The organism is Bradyrhizobium sp. USDA 10063 (assembly GCF_054063735.1).
Window position 1 is genome coordinate 253,622 of sequence record NZ_JBSSGP010000001.1, and the last position, 19,510, is coordinate 273,131.

General features: G+C 59.8%; 14 protein-coding genes and 1 pseudogene. 9 read left to right on the forward strand and 6 right to left on the reverse strand.

The features are described from left to right. Positions 1 to 11 precede the first annotated feature (11 nt). From ACVJGD_RS01215 to ACVJGD_RS01250, 8 genes are all read left to right on the forward strand, one after another. Entirely contained in the window at positions 12 to 1,823 is a 1,812-nt protein-coding gene (locus ACVJGD_RS01215; RefSeq protein WP_456632665.1) for a recombinase family protein, read from the forward strand. A 522-nt stretch (positions 1,824 to 2,345) separates the two neighbouring features. Next, positions 2,346 to 2,738, forward strand: a complete 393-nt coding sequence (locus ACVJGD_RS01220; RefSeq protein WP_456632666.1) for a recombinase family protein — start codon at positions 2,346 to 2,348, stop codon at positions 2,736 to 2,738. Further along, a complete protein-coding gene (locus ACVJGD_RS01225; protein ID WP_456632667.1) occupies positions 2,713 to 3,099 on the forward strand; it encodes a hypothetical protein in 387 nt (128 codons plus the stop codon). The genes ACVJGD_RS01220 and ACVJGD_RS01225 overlap by 26 nt, the downstream gene beginning before the upstream one ends. Further along, a complete protein-coding gene (locus ACVJGD_RS01230) occupies positions 3,096 to 5,159 on the forward strand; it encodes a recombinase family protein (protein ID WP_456632668.1) in 2,064 nt (687 codons plus the stop codon). Before ACVJGD_RS01225 ends, ACVJGD_RS01230 begins: the two co-directional genes overlap by 4 nt. Positions 5,160 to 5,210: 51 nt before the next feature. After that, positions 5,211 to 7,034 carry a recombinase family protein gene (locus ACVJGD_RS01235; RefSeq protein ID WP_456632669.1) on the forward strand — a complete coding sequence of 608 codons (1,824 nt, stop codon included), beginning with the start codon at positions 5,211 to 5,213 and terminating at the stop codon, positions 7,032 to 7,034. Between the two features lie 1,069 nt (positions 7,035 to 8,103). Further along, positions 8,104 to 9,369 carry an IS256 family transposase gene (locus ACVJGD_RS01240; RefSeq protein WP_456632670.1) on the forward strand — a complete coding sequence of 422 codons (1,266 nt, stop codon included), beginning with the start codon at positions 8,104 to 8,106 and terminating at the stop codon, positions 9,367 to 9,369. A gap of 534 nt (positions 9,370 to 9,903) precedes the next feature. Beyond that, positions 9,904 to 10,305 carry a phasin family protein gene (locus tag ACVJGD_RS01245; protein ID WP_456632671.1) on the forward strand — a complete coding sequence of 134 codons (402 nt, stop codon included), beginning with the start codon at positions 9,904 to 9,906 and terminating at the stop codon, positions 10,303 to 10,305. 521 nt (positions 10,306 to 10,826) lie between these two features. Then, positions 10,827 to 11,423 carry an HdeD family acid-resistance protein gene (locus ACVJGD_RS01250; RefSeq protein WP_456632672.1) on the forward strand — a complete coding sequence of 199 codons (597 nt, stop codon included), beginning with the start codon at positions 10,827 to 10,829 and terminating at the stop codon, positions 11,421 to 11,423. A gap of 697 nt (positions 11,424 to 12,120) precedes the next feature. On the opposite strand, the gene ACVJGD_RS01255 is transcribed toward ACVJGD_RS01250, so the two are convergent. The 3 genes from ACVJGD_RS01255 to ACVJGD_RS01265 form a co-directional block, all read right to left on the reverse strand. Beyond that, positions 12,121 to 13,530: an ISNCY family transposase gene (locus ACVJGD_RS01255; protein WP_456632766.1), complete on the reverse strand. Its 1,410-nt coding sequence runs from the start codon at positions 13,528 to 13,530 to the stop codon at positions 12,121 to 12,123. Position 13,531: 1 nt separating this feature from the next. Continuing rightward, the gene (locus tag ACVJGD_RS01260) at positions 13,532 to 13,879 is read right to left on the reverse strand and encodes a DUF6788 family protein (RefSeq protein WP_456632528.1); all 348 of its coding nucleotides are present in this window, start codon (positions 13,877 to 13,879) and stop codon (positions 13,532 to 13,534) included. 254 nt (positions 13,880 to 14,133) lie between these two features. Further along, on the reverse strand, positions 14,134 to 15,375 hold the full coding sequence (locus ACVJGD_RS01265) for a cytochrome P450 (RefSeq protein WP_456632673.1): 1,242 nt from the start codon (positions 15,373 to 15,375) through the stop codon (positions 14,134 to 14,136). Positions 15,376 to 16,424: 1,049 nt separating this feature from the next. Here ACVJGD_RS01265 and ACVJGD_RS01270 point away from each other — a divergent pair. Next, positions 16,425 to 17,309 carry an SPASM domain-containing protein gene (locus tag ACVJGD_RS01270; RefSeq protein WP_456632674.1) on the forward strand — a complete coding sequence of 295 codons (885 nt, stop codon included), beginning with the start codon at positions 16,425 to 16,427 and terminating at the stop codon, positions 17,307 to 17,309. 191 nt (positions 17,310 to 17,500) lie between these two features. On the opposite strand, the gene ACVJGD_RS01275 is transcribed toward ACVJGD_RS01270, so the two are convergent. From ACVJGD_RS01275 to ACVJGD_RS01285, 3 genes and pseudogenes are all read right to left on the reverse strand, one after another. Beyond that, a complete protein-coding gene (locus ACVJGD_RS01275) occupies positions 17,501 to 17,911 on the reverse strand; it encodes an NAD(P)/FAD-dependent oxidoreductase (protein WP_456632675.1) in 411 nt (136 codons plus the stop codon). Between the two features lie 76 nt (positions 17,912 to 17,987). Beyond that, positions 17,988 to 18,158: pseudogene (locus ACVJGD_RS01280) on the reverse strand (FAD-dependent oxidoreductase); the annotation flags it as partial. A 289-nt stretch (positions 18,159 to 18,447) separates the two neighbouring features. Next, the gene (locus ACVJGD_RS01285) at positions 18,448 to 19,314 is read right to left on the reverse strand and encodes a tetratricopeptide repeat protein (protein ID WP_456632676.1); all 867 of its coding nucleotides are present in this window, start codon (positions 19,312 to 19,314) and stop codon (positions 18,448 to 18,450) included. Positions 19,315 to 19,510: the final 196 nt, after the last annotated feature.

Genomic DNA, 19,510 nt, shown 5'->3' on the forward strand with positions numbered 1-19,510 from the left:
GGAGAGCGTTCATGAAGCTGGCAGCGATCTACGCGCGCGTGTCTTCGGAGCAGCAACGCGAGGAACGCACGATCGCGAGCCAGACGGCGGCGCTGATCGAGTTTGCGAAGAGCCGCGAGCTCGAGGTGCCGAAGGAGTGGGTGTTCGAAGACGAAGGCTACAGCGGAGCCACTCTTGAGCGGCCAGGCCTTGAGCGCATACGAGATCTTGCCGCCGAGGGACAGATCCAGGCCGTGCTCGTCTACGCCCCGGACCGGCTGAGCCGAAAGTACGCCTACCAGGTCTTGCTGATCGAAGAGTTCGCCCGGCACGGGGTTGAGACGCTGTTCGTCAAAGCTCCCCAAGGCGCCAGCGCCGAGGATCAGTTGCTCGTGCAGTTCCAGGGCATGATTGCCGAGTACGAACGCGCGCAAATCCTGGAGCGATCGCGTCGTGGCAAGCGCCACCGCGCCCGAGCGGGAGAAATCAGTGTCATGAGCGGCGCGCCGTATGGCTATCGATATATCCGCAAGACCGACGAAGCTCCCGCCGCGTATATCGTGATCGAGGCCGAGGCGCGCGTCGTGCAACGCATCTACGAGATGTATACCGTCGAGGGGCACAGCATCGGCGAAATCGCCCGGCGGCTGAACGATGAAAGTGTGCCGACGCGCAAAAAATGCGTTCGCTGGGAGCGCTCGGTCGTCTGGGCCGTCTTGCGCAACTCCGCCTACCGGGGGGTTGCTTGCTTTGGTAAGACCCGCACCGCTCGACGCTCGCGCATCACCCGGCCGCTGCGGTTGCGGGGCGGAATATCCAAGCGCAACAGCGCGGGACACGAACGTCCGCGAGAGGAGTGGGTCGAGATCCCGGTTCCTGCGCTGATCACTGAGGAAAGCTTCGCGCGAGCGCAGGAGCTTCTGCAGCAGAACAAGATACGGGCGCGGCGTCGAACGATTACGCCGAGCATCGTACAGGGATTGGTCAGTTGCCAAAAGTGCGGTTACGCCTTCTCTCGCACCTCGACGAGAACCAGCGCGCGCAAGCTTCATTACTACAAGTGCATCGGCTCGGACGGCTGGCGAAAACTCGGTGGGCCCGTGTGCGACAATGGTCGCTTTGTACGCCAGGACCTGCTCGACCAGATCGTATGGACCGAAGTCATCCGATTGCTTGAAGATCCCAGTGTGATTCAGCATGAACTCGATCGCCGCCTCGCAGCGGCGCGGGCATCGGATCCGACAAAGCAGCGCGAGCAGAGCTTGCAGAGAGAACTGACCCGTGTCGGCAGGAGCATCGAGCGGTTGCTGAGCGCCTATCAGGAAGAACTCGTCTCGCTCGAACAATTGCGCGAGCGCATGCCTCCACTGCGTCAGCGTGAGCAAACGCTGCGCGCCGAACTCCAGGTTATGACCGAGCAGCTCAACGACCGCGCTATGTTCTTGCGCTTGGCGGAGACGCTCACCGCGTTCCTCACGCGCCTGCGCAGCGCCGCTGATACACTTGACATCATCGAGCGCCAGCGCATCGTGCGCCTTGTCGTCAAGGAGGTACTGATTGGTGACGATACCATCGTTATCCGACACTGTATCCCGCTTGGCGCACCTTCTCCGCCGGACAGTTCGCCGCCGACATGCGACGGAGGCCACCAGAGCCGAAATCCGCAAAATTACCTTTTGCGTTCGGGGAGCGATGCCCGCCCCTTGCGGTGTCCCCTTGTCCGTTTCGTACCATTCTCCGCTTCTCCGCTCTCAAGGACACCGGCCTCAAGCCACATCCGAATGAGCCGGAGGATCCGAGGGTCGGCAATCCTGTGCGCCACCATCCGCATCAGCCACTCGTGATCAATCGAGTCGTAAGACTACTCGACAGACTACCCACCACCGCGCTCATCATCTCGACGACTATCCCGATCAGGTAACCATCGTTCGGTCGCGCCATCCCTTTGAGGGATCTGCGCTCAATGTGCTTGGCTGGTGTCATCGACGCGACGAACTTCATCTGACGCTTGTACTGCCCGATGGTACCCGTGCCCTTGTACCGGCCGCGTGGACAGATCTGCCTATCGCACAGCATTTACCGCATGCAAGCCCGCAATTCGCTCGAGCGGCATTCCTGGCTTCCCACGCCGAGCTGCTGCACGCCCGGACGATCGTCGACGCTTTACTGCGGCAATCGGATGCCGCGCATACTGTCCTGCCACCGGAATCGGAGGACAGCCATGCAGCAGCTAAGCTTTCTCGACCCACCTCAGCACGGTGCCGTACCCGTATGGGAGGCCCTCGATAAAGAGCAGCGCGCATATCTCGTGCTGCGACTCGCCCGACTAATCGCCCGAGCAATCGCCACTGCCGGAGATCACAACGATGAACGAACTGAGCAAGATCACCGCTGAGCACCTACGCCGATGCGCAATCGTTTACGTGCGTCAGTCCAGTACGACGCAGGTCGAGCATAATCGCGAGTCCACTGCCCGTCAGTACGAGTTAGCCGAACGCGCCGCGCGGCTTGGTTGGCGACGCGATCAGGTGAAGGTCATCGATGAGGACCTCGGTATTTCCGGTTCCGGCTTTTCCGAGCGCACCGGCTTCGCGCGTATGACCGCGGAGGTCGGCCTCGGCCAGGTGGGCATCGTGCTCGGCTTGGAAGTCTCGCGACTAGCGCGCAATAATGCTGATTGGTACCGTTTGCTCGATCTATGTGGCCTGACCCACACGCTCATCGGTGATGGAGATGGGATTTACGACCACACAGCATGATGCCCCTATTCGGGAGCCATCTGATCAATTAGAGCAGATTACCGTAACCGACCCAACCCATCCACTATACGGACGGCGCTTTGATTTGGTATCGGCCGGAAGCTCGCTCCGCGGCTGCGTTCTCGTTCATTATCGCGACGGCATTTTGCTGAGAATTCGAGCTGCAGCAACCAACCTCTATGGCGAGCGGCTGTCTGTCCCGTCAAGCAAGCTTTCGCTCGAAAGCATTCGAGACTTGCTCCGGCTTTCAAGAGACGTGGTGCTGACGAGCTTGGCGAATCAGCCGACAAATGATTCTTTAAGGCACGGCTCCGAATCAAAATTGGCAAGCTCGCGTGGTTCGCTGGGAGAAGAGCCATGAGGTCGGATCTTGTGACGGGGAGCCACCTTTGTCGCAGAGCCGTAATTTACATTCGGCAGTCGACGCCTCATCAGGTGATAACCAACCAGGAGAGCCTGCGACTGCAGTATGCACTGCGACAGCGAGCCACCGATCTCGGTTGGGATGATACCAATATTGATGTCGTTGATGCCGACCTTGGATTGAGTGGATCGACAGCAGCGCATCGCGAGGGCTTCAAGGACGTTATCGCCCGCGTCACGTTGGGTGAAATCGGAATCATTCTCTCCTATGAGGTGACGCGTCTCGCGCGCAACTGCTCTGATTGGTACCCGCTACTCGATCTGTGCGGCTACCGGCAATGCCTCATTGCGGATCGCGACGGCGTCTACGATCCTGGCTCAACCAATGGGCGCCTGTTACTCGGCTTAAAGGGCACAATCTCCGAAGTGGAGTTGCACACACTGCGCGGCCGTCTGACGGCGGGGCTGCGCGCCAAGGCCGAGCGCGGCGAGTTGACGTTACTGTTACCGGCGGGTTTGGAACGTGACGCCAATGGTGTGGCATCGAAGGATCCGAGCAGGGAGGTGCAGCAGCGGATATCACTGGTTTTCACGACATTTCTGGAGGGAGGCTCCGTAGGCAAGGTAATCCGGTCATTCCGAGATCGTGCGCTCTCTATACCGCGGCGGGACCGGTTCGGCGATATTGCGTGGCGGACACCATCGGCCAGCATGATTTCCGGAATTTTGAGGAATCCGGCCTATGCTGGCGCTTTCGTCTATGGCCGCACCAAGTCCTGCCGCACGACCTATACGAGTGGTAAACTGAAGACGGCCCGCTGCCCAATGGCAGAGTGGAAGGTAGTAGTAAAGGACCGCTATCCTGCATACATCGATTGGGATGGCTTTGAGCGGATCCAGGCCATGTTGCGCGATAACCATGCCGAATACCAACGCAATCAGACGCGTGGCGTGCCCCGAGAGGGGGCCGCTATCTTGCAAGGCATCACCTGGTGCGGCCGGTGCGGCCACAAGATGTCGATACAATACAAGGGCGGGTCCCGCTACGTCTGCAATTCCCTGTTGAACCACCAAGGCAAGACGCTATGCCAGCATCTTCCCGCCGATCCAATCGACGCACAGGTGGTGGCTGCATTCTTTGCAGCGATCGCTCCCGCTGAGGTGGAGGCCTGGAGGCGTGCGCTCAATGCGCGGCAGCAGACTGACGAAGCGCTTGATCGCGCCGAAGAGCAGCAGGTTGAGCGACTGCGCTATCAGGCACTCCTGGCCGAACGACAGTATAATCGGGTCGATCCTGACAATCGCCTCATCGCCGCTGAGTTGGAGCGGCGATGGGAAAACGCGTTACGCGAACTCCGGCAGGCTGAAGAGGCGCTGACCACCCGCCGAGCCACGAAGAGCAAATCAGCCATGTTGACCCCAGAGGAGCAGAATGAGTTTCTTGCGCTTGGTCCACACTTGCCTGAGCTCTGGCGGCGGCCTGATGTGAGCCGGGCAGATAAGAAGCAGTTATTACGAACGCTGATTGACAAGGTTGTTCTCCACCGCATCACGCGCGATCGAATCGCGGTTCGGATCGTCTGGTGTGGTGGCGAGATATCCGAATTGGAAGTCGAGCCGAGGGTCCATGCACTGCATGCTCTAACTCGAGGGACTGAGATGCAAGCACGGATCCTTGAGCTGGCCCGCCAGGGCTTCGATGATGCCGAAATCGCCAACACCTTGACCCAGGAGGGGCACCGCTCACCGCGCCGAAATTATGTTCCAGTACGAACCGTTCAGATCGTGCGGCAGCGCCATCGCGTACTGCAGGACGGCGTCGCAACGCGTGCTCGTCACATTGCTGGTTGGCTGCCGGTGACCGCAATGGCAAAGCGTTTGGGAGTTTCGAGTTCTTGGATCAAGCGACGTATCCGCAGCGGCACCATTGATATCCAGCGCGATCCTTGCGACAAGCGATTCCTCTTTCCTGATACGGAAGCCAGCATTGTTGCGTTGCGAGAGCTTAAGACAGGAGCTCGAGATCACCTCGTTTTCGACCCGAGACCAAACAAATGAAGGTATCAACATGATCGATCGTATCATCCGGGCTTGTTCAATGACCGCCTGGTGCTCGGGCTCAAAGGTACGATGTCAGAGGCAGAGCTGCATGTGCTGCGTGCGCGGCTGCTCGGTGGCATCCGCAACAAGGCCGCACGCGGAGAGCTGCACCGCGGGCTGCCGGTGGGTCTGGTACGGGGCGACGCCGACGGGGAGGTGCTGTTGCATCCTGACGAGTCGGTGCAAGCCGCGATCCATGCTGTCTTCGACCGCTTTGCCGAATTCGGCTCGGTACGACGCGTGTGGCTGTGGTTCCGCTCACAAGGCCTGCGCTTTCCGCTGCACTCCAACAGCCTTGTCGATCTCCGCTGGGTCGCCCCCACTTACACAAAGATCCACCAGGTCCTCACCAACCCGTTCTATGCCGGCGTTTATGTGTATGGCCGCACCCAGCAGACATGCTATCTCGATGCGGGCGGTCGAATCCGAAAGCGCATCAGACAACGCGACCGCGAGCAGTGGCCGGTGTTCATTCGTGACCATCATGCCGGATACATCGATTGGAATACCTTCGAGGCGAACCAGAAGCGCCTGGCGCAGAACATCCGTCCTCGACCGCACCAGAGCGGGGGTGCCGTGAGAGAGGGCGCAGCACTCCTGCAAGGCCTCGCCGTATGCGGTCACTGCGGTCGGCGCCTGGCCGTACACTACAGCGGCCGGTTCTCGGCGCCCGGATATCACTGCGCCGGCAAGAACATCGTCAACGGCCGGGGCGAGTACTGCCTCAACATCGGCGGTGTGCAGATCGATGTGGCTGTCGCCGAAGCGTTCCTTGCGGCTCTCGCGCCCGCAGGCCTGGAAGCCTCGCTCCAGGCGATCGAGCAATTCGACGCCGATCACGAGACGACTCTCGCGCAGTTCCGTCGCGACGTCGAGCGTGCGCGCTACAACGCGCAGCGCGCCGAGCGACGCTATCGCGCCGTGGACCCGGAGAATAGACTCGTCGCGCGTGGCCTCGAAGCAGAATGGGAAAACGCGCTGCTGGAACTGCAGACTGCCGAATCCCAACTCTCGGACCGCGAACATGCCCGACCGCGCTCGCTTACGCACGAAGAACGCGACGCGATCCTTGCACTCGGTAAAGACCTCAAGTGTATCTGGTTCGCTCCCACAACGAGCGATCGCGATCGCAAGGAGTTGCTCCGCACGCTGCTTGACGATGTCACCTTGAGAGTCGAGCGCGATAAATACAACGCTCACCTGACGCTGCGTTGGCGCGGCGGTCTCTTCAGTGAAGTTAATGTCCCATTGCCGCACTCGCATCCATCGCCGATCCGCACGGCCGACGATACGATCGATCTGCTGCGGCGACTGGCTGCACATTATCCCGACACCAAGATCGCCGGCATCCTCAATCGCCAAGGCCGTACAACGGCCACAGGACTGTCGTTTACGGCAAATCGTGTGTCGAGCCTGCGGACGCACTGGGAGATCCCGTGCTTCGAGCCGAAACAGCAAGTGCAGGACGGCGAGTGCATGACGATCGATAAAGCAGCACGCGCTCTCGGGATCGCACCCTCTACTTTGCATCGCTGCCTCAACGATGGCTTCATTGCCGGAGAGCAGATCACACCTGGCGCGCCGTGGCGCATCCGCATCAATGACGAGTTGCGGTCGCGCTTTGTGGAGAGCGCGCCCGAAGGTTACGTGAAGATGTTCAAGGCCATGAATCTACTCGGCGTCTCGCGGCAAACCATCTTGCAACGTGTAAAGCGCGGCGAGCTTAAGGCCGTTCACGTCTATCGCGGACGGGCAAAAGGCATACGAATTCAAGTACCTGCAATTGCTCCGGACCTCTTCGACCCTCTCAAAAAAACTGAAGGTGTAGTATGACGCAACATCCAAGAAGCTGCGAATGTCGGCATCGAGCACCCAGTTCACGTGCTGGCTCATGATCGCTGTATGCAATGCTGAGAGAGCCTGATGTGGGTTGCGCCCCGGCCGAAAGCCGTAAGAGAACCCCATGAAGTCGACTTCGTAGATGCTGCTCAACCGCGCCTTGAACGATTTTGTCTTCCAGCGTCGGCACGCCGAGTGGACGCCGTCCACCATCTGCCTTCGGGATATGTAACGCCTGACCGGCTGCGGCCGGTATCGGTTGGTGTGGATTCGTTGACAGAGCTCCTCGAGATTGCTCCCCAGGTTCTGTTCGTAATCCGTCACCGTGATCCCATCGACCCCCGCGCTCGCTCGCCGCTTCTGCCGCCGGAACGCTCGTTCGAGCGCTTCGACATTCACATGATGCAGCAAGGCCGTAAATTGGGTATGGGCGGCCTTGCGGGCCGCCGCGTTCACCCTCGCGAGATTGGGCGGCAAGACACCCCGGCTCTGCGTCCGGTCCTTGTCCCTCTCGTTGGGGCTCCTCTCGAGCTGGTTCCTTCCCTCAGCCCATCTCGTTTCCTTCGATGGCTTCATCGGTAATATAAACCAGTCCGACTCCCGACCTCAGCTCGGATGGCGGCTCCGGCGTTGCCTTGTCGCCATCCCCCACCGGGGATCATTCCGGTGGACCCAGTCGGGCCTCTCATGTTCCGATGCGTGCTTTCCATGCGTGATCCGGCCTTCGACCCCGACGGAGCATCACCGTCTCGCTTAGCGACGGCGCACATTCTGCCTTCGTGGTCGGGAACACACTCGGCCTCCGTGACATTCAGCATTTCGTGGCTCAATCCCGCACCCCACATGGCCCCTGTCTACACTTCAGACGCCGCGTTACCGCGACGCCCGCAAGACTCGGTCCTGATCTGCCTGCTACGGCTTTGATCAGATGAGACTCTCACTCATAGGCGCGCATCAGCTTTCATGACGTACTCCCGAGTGCTGTTGAAATAGGAGGAGCGGCGTTGCTCGCCTTGAGCTGTTAGGCTTGGGGTGTCGAATCCACGAGAAGGAAAGCAACGCCATGAAGAAGACTATCACGACAACGGCCAGCGATGCGACCACGATGGTGGAAGCGGCCTGGCAAACAGTTGGGGAAAGCTTCGACCGTTTCTGCCTGACGGCCGGGATCGCGAGCCTGACGCAGATGATGGAAGAGGATAGCGAGCGGCTCTGCGGGCCACGCCATGGGCGGTCGGACCAGAGAGCCGGCCACCGCTGGGGACGGACCACGGGGCGGCTTCCCTTCCACGGCGGGACAATCGAGGTCGAGCGGCCGCGTGTGCGTCGACGGGACGGCGGTGAGATGAGCTTGCCGAGCTGGGAGGTAGCGCGGGCGGAAGATTGGCTCGGCAAATGGGCGATGAACCTGATGCTGCTGAACGTCTCGACCCGCCGGTTCGGTCGTGCGGTCCGCCTGCCGGAGGGCGACGTTCCCGCAAAATTGGGTGACAGCCGGTCCAAGTCGGCCGTCTCGCGCCGGTTCGTCGAGTTGTCGGCAGAACGGATGGCCGCATGGATGTCATCAGATCTGTCGCGGCTCGATCTGCTCGCGATCCAGATCGATGGGTTGCATATCCGCGATGAGCTGACACTGGTCGCCGCCGTTGGCATCGACGGCGAAGGCAACAAGCATCCGCTGGCGGTTGTCGAAGGTGCCACCGAGAATACTGCGACCGTGCAGGCGCTGCTGGACAACCTGACCGGCCGTGGGCTCGATCCTACCGTCTGTCGCCTCTTCATCATCGATGGTGCCAAGGCGCTGTCGAAGGCGATCCGCCAAACCTTCGGCCGTCACACGCCGATCCAACGGTGTCAGATCCACAAGGCCCGCAACATCGTCGAGCGCCTGCCGGGCCATCTGCATGCGACGGTCCGCAAGGCGCTGCGTCAAGCCTGGGAGATCGACGATACGGCACGCGCCGAGCAATTGATGAAGAACCTGGCGCGCCGCCTGGAGCGTGAGGCGCCGGGGGTGGCGGCCAGCATTCTCGAGGGGCTCGATGAAATCCTCATGGTCACGCGCCTGGGCCTGCCGCAGCAACTCCGCCGATCGCTCGCCTGCACCAACATCATCGAGAACATGAACGGCACGATCCGCCGCGTCTGCGGCAACGTCAAGCGATGGCGCGACGCAAGCATGGCCCTGCGCTGGACCGCTGCGGGCATGATCGAAGCAGCAAAGGGCTTCAGGCGGCTGAAGGCGTGGAAGCAATTGCCGATCCTGAAGGCTGCGCTGAGAGCCATTCAAAACCGCCATACCCTTGAGCACAACCGAAAGGTCGCGTAACCTCCATGTCACGCAACGCTCGCTCTCCCAGCTTCAACATCGAGCGGGACATCCCCCTGCGCGTTCCAGACGATCGTGATTGCCATTCCAGGAGATCGTGATCGCTATTTCCAGCTGATCGTGATCGGAGACAGCGAGCCGGACACTCCGACAGTCTGCAACTCAGGTAGCTTGGTCTTTTGCCCGACAGCAGAGGATCGAGATGGCGACAGAGACCGTCCATGCGGCGCCTCGAGCCGGCAGACGCTAAACCGACCGATATCGGCGGTCTTCAACGTATATGCGCGAGCAAGTGGCCAAGCTCTCCCGTGCACACGACCTGACCACATCCTTCAACTGCATCCAGAATCGTTGGCGAACTTCACATTGTTGAGGACGGGGGCCTAACGGATGTCGAGCTTCTGCCCTGCGATCAAGCGCTACCAGATAAGGCAGGTATGACATGTTGAAGGTTGTGGTACCCTCTGAAGCTTGCTGATCGTAAGTGAGCAGCGAACCACTCCGCACGTAGCAATTATTTCCGGGAGATATCGAATGCCCGCGACCACAGCCGAAGACGAGAAACGCGAACGGCGGACGCGTGCGGTGCCCGAATTGGCCCAGACATCAACCCCTGGAGCAGGTGGCGAAGCTGATGGTGTTGGAGAAACGGCGGCAGCTGCATCGCGCAGCTCATTTACGTTTCCGGAATGGCAAAAATCAATCGAAGCGACAAGAAACCTGTTCGCCGCGGCACTGAGGGACGGATTAAAATTGGCTGCTTCCTCTTTGCACGACCAGGCCACTTTTCTGAAAACTCTTGCCGACTCCAAAACTCCCTCTGAGCTACTGAAGTGCCACGTGGATTTCGCGGAGCAATCCTGGTCGAAATCGTTCAGCGAAGGCTCGAAGATGTTGGATCATCTAAAACACAGCCATCAATCTGCGGTAAGTTAAGCAATCCGCCAAGCGTGAGATCGGGCCGACGGCGCGCTATTCCCTCCGGACCGGAGCCGTACGTTGCGGCTGGCGAGGGTATGGAGCGCTCTTTTTCGACTACGATTACGCCAATAATCGGAGGCAACGATGGAGCGGACCGCATCAATTTTCTTGTCACATTTGCGCTTGTGGGCGCTGCGCGCGCCCAGGCTCCTGATCCCAATCCCGCACTGAACAACCCCGGCAAGGTCTCGTGGGAATTGTTCGCGATGCTCAACAAGTCGCCGCCGGGCCCGAACAACAACGTGGTGTTCGAGACCTTGGCCCCGGGATCTGGGCGAGATCGTTAGCAACCCACCTCCTGAGCGTCGACGGCGAGCACCCCGCGCAGTGCGTGCATGGCATGGGCACGCTGAGCCGGCTGCTCGCAACGAACGGTGAGCTCAGCCCGGTGATCTCGCCGCAGGTCGCGACGAGCGACGGCGAAAATTTCAGGGTACGCGCCATGCAGCGGCGCAGCTTCCCATCGGAGCACCATCATGGCAAATTCTTCTGCTATCCTGCGTTTTCGAGCCGGTCGGTACATCGCTTCACTGCCGAAGTGGCGCTGGATTTTCGCCCTCGGCATAGTTTATCTGATCACTGGTTTCGTGGCGCTCGGTAGCGTTGCGCTCGCGACCGTGGCGAGTGTGCTCGTCGTTGGCGTGATGATGATCATCGCTGGGCTCGCTGAGTTGATCAACGCCTTCCAGGTTGAGACTTGGGGCAAGTTTTTTCTGTGGGCTCCGTTGGGTGCGCTCTACATCGTTGCCGGCTTTGTGGCATTTGAAAATCCTGCGCTCGCTGCTGCGGTGCTTACGCTGATCCTGGGCGCATCGCTGGTCGCCTCCGGCATTATCCGCGTGATCCTGGCATTCAGCATGAAGCGCCAAACGGCGCGGTTCTGGCTGGCGGCATCCGGCGTGATTACTCTGCTGGTTGGATTGTTGGTCCTAGCACGTTGGCCGATCAACAGTGTTTATATCCTCGGCCTGTTTCTCGGCCTCGATCTAATTGTGGCAGGCGCGAGCTGGATCGGAATCAGCTTCGGCCTGCGCCGCAGTTCCATCGTGTCGCAGCCGCGATCGCCGGGGTAATTGCCGGGCAACCCTTAGTTTCGAACGAGAAAGACATACAGATCCCCGACCACGGCATTGGCCCGGACCAGCACGTCTTGCTGAACAAGCCGAAGGCCGCTCTTGCGGGCTCTCGGCAGGGTGGCATCCCAGTATTCGTTAATGGCCCTTTCAGCCAACGGACAGGATTCCTAAGCAAGTTTCCAAGTGGGGCATCGGCCGAAGAGTTATTGATTTTCGGGTTCTCGGCGTGTTCGGCGAGCTTTTGCCATTCATCAGCGAGGCGCTGCCACGACTCTTTGTCGAGCGGACGGTTCGCTCGCTCCGCCCGCGCGCGGCAAATGTCGACTCCGGCGCGGTAAGGCTGAATTCCTTCGAACGATATTCCGCTCAGTACGTGAGGCCAGGTCGTGTGCCCCGGCGCGGCCATCTGCACTCCGCGCCGGGGCGGTGCTTCCTCTCGGCCGACCGGGGGCAAGCGGCTGAAGTTGATCAGCAAAGAGGTCGCACATCAGAAAAGCACACAAAGACAGCGGGCACTTTCTGCCCGCTTGGGCTGCTGCCGGCGGCTCAGTGAACCGCTGGACGCGAGGTCCGGCGTGCCTAGCTACTTTCCGGCGCAAAATTCGTGGTTCTGAAGGGCGGGGTCAACCGCGCAGATAGAGAAGCCCCGCGGGGGCGGCGGGGCGAAGAGGCCAAGACTGGCGCGGGAAGAGGACTACCTTTGGAGTGACTGTTCTTCCATCACGCGGCCGATGCTCATGAGATTGTCAGCGACAACGCCGAGCCCGACCCACCGCTTCATCCCGGTGCTGCCTTTGTAGTGGCAGCGATCGAGCCCGTGCCGCCGTTTGGCCACGCTGATGCGTCCCTCGCATCCGGTCCGCCATTTCTGACCGTTGCGGAACCACCGCTTCTTCTGCTCGCGCTTGCGGGCGACGCTCTTGGTGGAGCGATTTGGGATGCAGACGCGTTTGACGCCGCTCGCCTTCGCCGCGGCTTCATTTCTGGCAGAGTAGAACCCGGCGTCTGCCGCGACCAGACGCGGCGTGCGACCGAGCTTGGCTTGGTGGATTTCGATGGCCGGGATCAACAGGTCCGTATCGCTCGGCCGCCGGTCGTAGACTTCGTAGTCGATCACGATCTGGTTTTCGGCTTCCTGCAGCTTGACCATCTTGCCGAACTCATTGGGCTTGCCGGCCTTACCCTTGCGAATGATCTCCGTCGACGGCTCGAACACGCTGAAGAGCTTGTCCTCTGCCCGCGTATTGCCGCGGAAGATGCGTTCCCGGGTCTGCCGCATCACCTGCCGCACCAGCGGCATCATCGCCTCCAGCTCCTGCCGCAAGCCTTGCAGCGCCAGCCGTTTCAAGATGCCCCTGGCCCGCTTCACGCCGGTAGCGATCTCGCTGGAGAAGCGCTTCGCCTGACCCACCACTCGGCTCGTCGAGTTCAATAGCTTACGGTAGCCTTCCTTGAGCCTCTCGTGATTGAGCTGCCCCTTGGCGCGCGCAATCCGCGAGATATCGAGCAGCCGCAGCTTTACGCTTCGGCTCCGATCGCGCAGCTTCGTTCCGACTGCGCCCGTGATCGTGGTGATCTTCTTCATGGTGCGGATCAGCACTCGCACCCCGTCTCCCAACAACGTGCTATCGGTCGGATGGTGGATGTTGGTCTCCACCACCGTCGTATCCACGCGCATTCTGCGTCCCTGCGTCACCCCTTGTTGCTGCGCAATTTGCACGATCCGGTCGTGGATCTGCTTGATCGTGTCCGGATCCACAGCCAGGCCCCAACGTCCCATCGTCTTGGCGTCCGGCGTCTTGTCGCCGCCCACACGGGTGAAGTCGCGGTAAACCAGGTTGGCGCGCACCTCGCGCTCCAGCACATGATAGCTCCAGTTGCGAACGTGCTTGAGGATCAACAACCGCAACACCACTTCGGCCGGTGCGCCCGGCCGACCACGACTGCGGCTCCTGGGATGTCGTCTCGCGAGCGCCTCGTACACCGCACCTACGATCTGCTCATCCGCGAGAACCCGATCAGCATGGGTCATCCAGCTTTCGCGAAGATCGCTTACTTCCCCGGCGATCAAGCCGTCGCCGAAGCTCAGTTGCGCTCTGCGCATCTCAATCACGTTTCTTCCTCCTGCCGCGCGGCATCGCCGCATCAGGGCGCAACAGTTGGTGATTGAGCTCGCAGATCGCCTCGATCTCGTCCTTCAGCTTCTGGTAATTGTCCAACCAGCGGCGCACTTCGGCAACGCGCTCGCGCCGCACGCTGAACTGGCGCACGCGTCCGCCCGCATAGCTCACCGTCAGCACGTACACCTGATGCCCTTCGCCTCGTGCGCACTTCGGGCAGCCGCTCTTGTGACGAATGGTGCGCTCCAGTAGCGAGCCGCGCAGCAGCTCGCCGGTGACCGGCAGCTGGTCGACCAGCTTCTCACGCGTTTGAAGGGCTCGATTGCGAATCATTCATAAGAATGAATCAGCGTCGCCATCTCAAGTCAACGCCAGTCCGTCCGACCTTGCAGGTTTCATCACACCAAGCGATTCTCGCGGCTTCACAAGGCCGCCGAATTTTGCGCCGGAAAGTAGCTAAGCCTAGTTCCCGAGCTGGATATTCCTTCACGCCGATCAATCGCTTTAGGGAGTGTGCAGCGACGAGAGTGGTTAAAGAGGAAGACAAGCCGCGGCGCTGGGCGGCTGCCAAGCCGGAGCATCACGGCTTAAACTGCAATCCGCACAGGAAGAGCGGAATAACCGTGCACAAAGTTCGACGGAATTCGCTCGGGTTCGCCGACAACCTTGACTTCGAGTCGCGCCTTTAAGATTTCCTCCCAGAGTATTTTCAGCTGCAGCTCCGCAAGATGTCGACCAACGCAGCGATGGATCCCGAATCCGAACGAAAGATGCTGCCGCACGTTCTTGCGGTCGATGACGAAGCTGTCGGCGTTCTCGATGACCTCATCGTCGTGGTTTCCTGAGATGTACCACATGACGACCTTGTCGCCCTTCCTGATTTGTTTCCCACCGATGATGGTATCGGCCGCGGCGTTGCGGCGCATATGTGCGATGGGCGTTTGATATCGAATAATCTCGGACACTGCGCTCGACACCAGCTGGGGATTATCGCGTAGCTTTCGCAGTTCGGACGGATGCTGGTTCATGAATAGGAGGCCGCCGGTAATCGAATTGCGCGTGGTGTCATTCCCACCCACGATCAGCTGAATCAGATTGCCAAGAAACTCACTCGGCTCCATGTGTCGAGTTGCAGGCGAGTGTGCCATCATGGAAATCAGGTCGAGACGCGGCTTGGCATTGATGCGCTCGTTCCAAAGCCGCGCGAAACACGCCAAGCACTCGGACAAGATCGCACTTCGCTTGTCCCAGCTGTCGACGGGCTGGCCAGTTCTCGGCATTGCAACAGCTACGTCCGACCAATAGGTCAAGAGACGTCGATCCTCAAATGGAAAGTCGAATAGCGTGGCAAGCATCTGTGTCGTCAACTCGATGGAGACCCTATCCACCCAATTGAAGTCATCGTTGCGCGGCAAGCCGTCCAGAATCGTCCTGACGCGACGACGGATCAAGCTCTCGAGCTTCGTCACGTTTTCCGGCGCGACTATCGGACTTACAGTATCACGCTGCTCGCGATGCTTCGGCGGACCCATCTTGATGAAACTCTGCGTCCAGTGCTTGTCAGGCACGTCGACAATAGTGACGCCCTGCTCCGACGAGAATGTTTTGTGATTGGTATCTACCTCCACGATATCGCGGTATTTCGTTACGGACCAATATGGACCATAGGGGCTATCTTGGCAGTAGTGAACGGGATCTTCCCTTCGTAGCCGCTGGAAGTAACCCCATATGCTATCATCTTGAAAGCGCTTGGCTTCGCTTACGTCCAGATTGCTCAGCGGGATATTACACGCGCCGTCGGTTCTATAGTCTGCCAATTGCCTTTTCATGATCGTCTCCCCAGATTTTGCTCTCTCGAGAGCTTGGGGATCCACAGGTCGCGATCCATAGTTTCGAGCTGCCGTGGCGTTTTGGTTGCGAGCGTGCCGTCGTCCCAACAGAGTATCCCAAAGCGCGGGCAGTCCCCCCTACCAGCTCCGGCAGGTAAGGATCGCATTGACTTTCTGACTCGATCTGCCTCAGTGGATCGATGAGAACAATCCTGGCTGCACAGGCGTCGCCCAATGCCGGCTACATCGCTGCTCGCGCCACCAAACAGGACACAATGTGAGCGCAGCTTCCCACTTCCTTAAGATGCGACGTCTTTGGCTCCTCACGGCCGCACTTGGAGTAGTTACTTGGTGGCCATATAATCGTGCGTTGACCGCGAACCACGTGGATCGTCGTGGACGAAATCGGTTAGGGCCGCTCCGCCGAGAAAGGCCTATTTGTTCTTCAACATGGCAACAGGTCTGCTTCGTCCATCATCCTGACCAGCAACTTGCCATCTAGGCGGGACAAGAAGCTTTCGCGGGCGATCCGCCAAGGGCCGCGATGTTCGATCGCTTGTCCATCGCATTCATGGCGCCCGAGGCCGTTCGCGAGGGCTATCGCCTGCGCGACAAATAAAAGAGTGGCCCGGAACCCGCGCTGCCATCGGAAGGCATTTAGGATGTGCCGTTTGGGTGGGTCCGACGTTGGTTCCGCATCGCTACGGCTCCGGAACCATCTCCGCGGACCTTTCTAGCGAGGACACCGAGCCCAGCATCTGGCGTGCCCGACTCGAACGAGCATGTCGGTGACAGCCAATGGTGCTACGCGGCAGTCACGCATAGAGTAGAGAGAAGAGTTGGCACGCCCGCGCGATCCCACCTTCGGTAGCGCATGATCGAGCTCGGCGCATTGCTAGCGATGAGATAGGAGCTTGGTCTAGGACATTTCGCCAACGGCGCCTGTCCTGTATTTGCAATCCATGAGGAGCAAAGCAAGCCGCTGCGCACCGAACGCTGCGCTCCTTCTCCAGCAGCTCTTGCTCCGGCACCTGAAAGGACCAGACAGAATGACGGCATATCCCATGGTGTTACAAAACTTACGCGCCGCCGCTCCTGGTCGCAAGGTATTGGAGATAACCACGACCGCAGGATGCATCGTACGGTGTTCTTATTGCCCCCAGGACAAGTTCGCCGATCGGCAAAGACCTGTGTCTCAAGCGAAATACCTGGGTCTTCAAGATTTCGAGCGATGTCTGGCACGCGTGCCGACGGCGACCGATATCAGTTTTGCCGGCTACTCGGAGCCTTGGCTGCATCCGCAGTGCACCAGGATGGTTGAGCACGCTTACGCGCGCGGCCATGACATCCGAATTTTCACGACCCTTGTCGGAATGAACGGGAGTGACGTTCGGCGCTTGCGAATGCTCCAGTTCAGGGCTTTCGTCGTCCACGTTCCTGATGACGGCACTTATATGAACAGCCGACTCGTCGGAAAGTCCTATCTCAATGTCATGCGCCGACTCGTCGAAGCGAACATTCCCTCAATTCGATTCGTCGTCCTGGGCAAAGTCCATCCCGGCCTCGCCGACATCATTCCCGCCAAAACGCTAGAGCGCTTGCGGCCGCTGAGTAGCAGGCGAGGACGGATTGATCTGAATGTCATCAAACCACGACAGCCGGTCGTCGGAACTTTGACGTGTATTGGCAAACAACAATATCGCAATGTCCTTCTTCCAAACGGCGACGTTACTCTGTGCTGCATGGATTTTGAGCGGCGTCATGTCCTGGGCAATCTTTTGCGCGACGAGTACGAGTATCTTTTTGAAGGACCAATCTTTCACGAAATCGTCGATCGCATGAACGGAATGGAAGGCTTTCTGCTCTGCAGGATGTGCGAGTTTGCCAATCCGCGGACGTCGGGATGCTATATGGATGCCGACCAACAGGCGTGACGGCGCGCGCGAGTGAGGATGTCAAGCATTCTCTCAAGAACGACACACGACCAAAGCCAATTCGCTCGCCACGTGCCGGGAATGGCCAAACCGATGGGAAACCTGCCGGATCGGATATACGACTGACACCAGGCGGATCAGAGCCACGCTCCAGTGAGGTGAACCAGTTGAGAGCTTGCGCTGTAGAGGGCCTAACGGGTTGCACGAAACCGCCGATATTCGACCGGCGCGGCTGGAAGTGGTAGATTCTTCTCCGCAAGGCGGCCGAGGACGTAGGACGCCAACACGCGGCCGAAGACGGTCCCAGGTGCAATCCCGCGCCCGTTGTAACCACCGAAGGAGACGAGGTTACGATCGAGCTTGTGAAAGCGCGGCAGGTGGTCGGAAGTCATTCCGATCATCCCGAACCAGCCAGTTTCGAACTCGAGGTCGCCGAGCTGCGGAAACAGCCTACGTAGCGACCTGATCGCCCAGGCTCGGTGAACCAAGGCGCCGATACCCTTTAGAGCGCCAGCGCTGCCGAACACCAGACGGCCGGACCGATCGGAGCGAAATGAGGGAAGGACCTCGCTGGTGTCCCATGCTCCTTGCCGTTCGGGCAAAGATTGACGTCCTGAGACGATCTGGTAAGGGCCGCGTTGCCAAATTGAAGTACGGTAGACGGATCTGCTCCCGCTGAACCTGCAGCCAAGGTCTTTTGCCGTAGGCGTCGGTGGCGACGATTAGCCACTCAGTACATACAGATCCCATTGTCGTGCCAACCCTCCAGCGCCCCCCCATGTCGCTGACTGTGAGAACCTCAGTCTGCGTGAATATCCTCGGGCCCGCAGCAAGCGCAACGCGCGCCAAGCCGCGCGCATAGGCCAGTGGCTGTATTGTACCGGCGCGCGTGTCGCCTGGTATCTGCCGCCGTACCGCCGGTTGCAGATCCTGGCCGACCAGGGCGTTCAGCTTGACCGTGCGATACCTACCGGCAGGCGCCGATGCCGGTGCTCGATCCCGGACGTTATCGCACCCGCATCTGCCAGTTCTGGGCGCATGCCATGCATATCCGGCCGTGGCGGCGATAGCGCGACAATCTGGGAAAGAGCTGCGCGACCCCAGATTGTCGCGCGATGCTCGTGGACTCTCTCCGACGTCACCCTTCCGCCACCCCAGCTATTCGCATGCCCTGATAAACGCATTCGCGTTTAGCCAGGTAGGTTCGATTATCACTCGATGCGCCGTCACGGAAGCGGCGGATCGTAAAGCTTGGATCAAGCAAAAATCCGGCCTTCGCGGCGGCCCTTGCGTCATCCAGGGAACCGAGCAGCGCCAGTACCGTGGCAAGCCCAAAATGCGCTATGGGATGATTTCGGTTGGCTTCGATGCTGCGGTGGAACCAGTTCACTGCTTCAACCGGTGCGTCGATCGGCAGCTTGGCGAACGCGATCATCGTCAGCCAGCGAAAGGCCAACATATCGCGGGGAGAAAGCCGCAGGGCTTCGTTCATATGGGCCTCAGTCTCCGCCCCGCGACCCAGAAAGACTTTGGCGTCTCCGATGATCGCGTGCGCCTCTGCCAAGTTACGATCTAAGGCCAACGCTCGCTCGCACTCCGCTATGCCTTGAGCCACGCGGTTTGTGGCAACCAACACGCCACCCAGCGCAACGTGGGCCGCGGCATAGTTCGGCGCGAAGGACAGCGCTTTTTCCAATCTCGTCTGGGCCACCCCCAGATGGGCGGCCCTGTCGTCGGTCAGGTAGGACGCTGCCATCGCCGTGTTGGCACCTGCGAGGGAGACCATCGCAGCGACATTTTCGGGGTCGAGTTCTAACGCCCGTTCAAAGAATCCGCGCGCTTCTGCCATATTTTCTGGCGTCCATCCCTTGTTCCAGAAAGCTTTACCTTGGAAGAATAAGTCCATTGAATTGGGATGTGGTGATCGTTTCGCCCGGTTCGCCTCCGCCTCAGTGAGTTGAGCACTTCGGGCGTTAGCAAGCTGCGCTACGATCTCGTCCTGCATATCGAATAGATCGGCGACAGGTTTGTAGAAGCGATCGCCCCATAGAAGCGCCCCAGTTTCGGCATCTACGAGCTGAACGTTTACGCGAAATCGATCACTGCCACGCTGTACCGAACCTTCTAGTCTTACTGCGTGTGCGCCGGGAGGCCGGCAAGGAATAGATGGTGAGAGTCCATTACGATGAAGGAGTAGCGCC